Raw genomic sequence first — 2,860 nt, 5'->3', positions numbered from 1 at the left:
TGCCCGGCGGCCGGGCAGGGGCCCCGCTCCGCCGGAAGGACCGGTCGGCGCGGGGCGCCCTGCGGCGGTCACCTCGTCAGGTACGGGCCCACTTCTGATTGCTCTGCCCGTTGCAGCTCCACAGGACGAGCCGGCTTCCGTTGGCCGTGGCGGCCCCCTCGACGTCCAGGCACAGACCGGAGAGGGTGTTGCGGATCGATCCGTCGGAGGCCAGGGTCCACTTCTGGTTGTCCTGGCCGTTGCACGGCCAGGTGATCACCCGGGTGCCGTTGGTGGTGCCCCGCTCGTAGGCGTCGAGGCACTTGTCCCCGAACACCCGGATCTCGCCGCCCGCCCATGTCGTCCACAGCTGGTTGGCGGCGGTGTGGCAGTCCCACACGAGGACGGTCGAGCCCGACGCGGTGGAGGCGTTGTCCACGTCCACGCAGCGGCCGGAGCCGGCGCCGCGCAGCCGCGAGGTCTGGTGGGCCAGCGGGGTGCCGCCGGACACCCGGAACACGGCGATGCCGTGGGAGGGGACGGAGGCGGAGATCTGGCCGCCGCTCGTCGAGTTCGCGCCGGTCCACAGGTCGGTCAGCGTGAACGAGCCACCGGACAGCCCGATCTGGGCCGCCGTGGTGCTCACGGTGGCGGCGGCGCCGCCGCGGTTGAGCAGTCCCACGGCCACCGAACCGTCGGCCAGTTCCTTGGCGAAGACCTCGGTGTTGCCGTCGTCGCGCACGCGCCGCCCGCCGGCGCCCAGGGAGTCCTGGTCGACGGCGATCAGCCGGGGGTTGCGCAGGACGGCGCTGATGTCGGCGGACATCGACCGCACGTCGTTGCCGGCCATCAGCGGCGAACCCATCAGCGCCCACAGCGCGAAGTGCGAGCGCGACTCGTTCAGGGTGAGTCCGGGCCGTCCGACCACCAGCATGTCCGGGTCGTTCCAGTGTCCGGGACCGGACTGTGCGGCCAGCGGCGCCGTGACGTCCAGGACGTTGCCCACGCCCATCGGGTAGCTGTTGACGTTGCCGTTCTGCCAGATGTCGAGCAGGTCCTCGGTGGTGCGCCACATGTCGGCGACCTCGCCCCAGTTGTACTTGTCGCCGGTGATGGCGTGGTAGCTGTTGGGGTTGACGCTGTAGACGATCGGGCGTCCCGTGGCGCGCAGTGCGTCACGCATGATCGCGAACCGGGCGACCTGCTCGTCGCGGGTGCCGTTGCCGGAGCACCAGTCGTACTTCAGGTAGTCCACACCCCAGGAGGCGAAGGTGCGGGCGTCCTGCGCCTCGTGGCCGAGGCTTCCGGTGGCGCCGGGGAAGGCGCCGCCGCCCTGGGCGCAGGTCTTCTCGTTGGGCACCTGGTAGATGCCGAACTTCAGGCCGAGGGAGTGGATGTGGTCCCCGAGCGCCTTCATGCCGCTGGGGAACTTGGTGGGGTGTGCGCGCAGGTTTCCCTGGGCGTCGCGCTGCGGGTCGAACCAGCAGTCGTCGACGACCACGTACTTGTAGCCCGCGTCCCGCATCCCGGAGGAGACCATCGCCTCGGCAGCCTGGCGGACCTGTGTCTCGGTGATCTGGCAGCCGAAGCTGTTCCAGCTGTTCCACCCCATCGGCGGGGTGAGGGCCGGGCTGCCGGGCGCGGCCTGCGCCTCGGGTGCCTGGGGCGCGGCCACCAGGAGAGCCAGTACGGCGGCCACGGTGGTGAGGAGGCATGCCAGTCGCCTCGGTAATCGTTCGGTCATCGTCGGTCCCTTCGACATCGAGCGGCTCAACATTGTTACCGCTAACACGAGCCGTCAGCCAGGTGCGTGACGTCAAAATCGCCTCTCGGCACCGAAGGGGGTCCGCCAGGGTGGCCACTGAGCTGGGGATCATGATGTCCCCCGGCACTCGATGGCGGTGCGTCGGATCAGCCGCCGACCAGCGCGGCCGTCTGTCTTGTTATCGCTAACACCGTCACGCTGCGGGCTCCCGCTCCCGGTTCAGGCCCAGCACGCGCAGGGCGTTCTCCTTGAGGATCAGCGGGCGCACCTCGTCCTTGATGCCCAGTTCCTCGAAGTCCGCGAGCCACCGGTCGGGGGTGATGACCGGGAAGTCGGAGCCGAAGAGGACCTTGTGGCGCAGCGGACCGCCGGCCTGCCGGACCAGTTGCGGCGGGAAGTACCGGGGGGACCAGCCCGACAGGTCGAGGTGGACGTTGGCCTTGTGGGTGGCGATCGAGATGGAGGCGTCCACCCAGGGCACCGAGGGGTGGGCGAGGATCATGGTCAGGTGGGGGAAGTCCGCCGCCACGTCGTCGAGGAGCATCGGGTCGGAGTACCGCAGCTTGATGCCGCGTCCGCCGGGGAGTCCGGCGCCGATGCCGGTCTGTCCGGTGTGGAAGAGGGCGACGGTGCCGAGTTCCTGCAGCGTCTCCCACAGCGGGCGGTGGGCGGGGTCGTCGGGCGCGAAGTTCTGCAGGCTGGGGTGGAACTTGAAGCCGAGGACTCCGTACTCCTCGGCCAGGCGTCGGGCCTGCCGTACGGCCCGGTCGCCGCGCAGCGGGTCGACGGAGCCGAACGGCATGAGCACGTCGGCGTGTTCGGCGGCCTGTTCGGCGATCTCCTCGCTGGAGAGCGGTGGATGGCCGAGGCCGGTGGTGGCGTCGACGGTGAAGACGACCGCGGCCATGTTCCGGGCGCGGTAGTGCTCGGCGATCTCCTCCAGGGTGGGCGTTCGCGGGTGCCCGGCACGGAAGTACCGGGCGGAGGCGTCCATGAGTTCCTGGTCCAGGGAGAGACGGCCGTGGGCGTCGCACTCGACGTGGACGTGGGTGTCGAGCGCGACGACGGCGTCGGGGTCGAGGCGGGGGCGGTAGCGGGCGGTCATGTGCGCACTCC

Annotated in this window: 2 protein-coding genes; both read right to left on the bottom strand. The window is 70.5% G+C overall.

Annotated elements, in window-relative coordinates:
* Positions 1 to 76: 76 nt before the first annotated feature.
* On the bottom strand, positions 77 to 1,723 hold the full coding sequence (locus tag ACOV8S_RS05600) for a glycoside hydrolase family 27 protein (protein ID WP_448316409.1): 1,647 nt from the start codon (positions 1,721 to 1,723) through the stop codon (positions 77 to 79).
* A 214-nt stretch (positions 1,724 to 1,937) separates the two neighbouring features.
* Entirely contained in the window at positions 1,938 to 2,849 is a 912-nt protein-coding gene (locus ACOV8S_RS05595; protein ID WP_448317364.1) for an amidohydrolase family protein, read from the bottom strand.
* Positions 2,850 to 2,860 lie beyond the last annotated feature (11 nt).

The sequence above is a fragment of the Streptomyces sp. CO7 genome (genome assembly GCF_053474865.1).
This window is presented reverse-complemented; position numbering and strand designations above follow the sequence as displayed.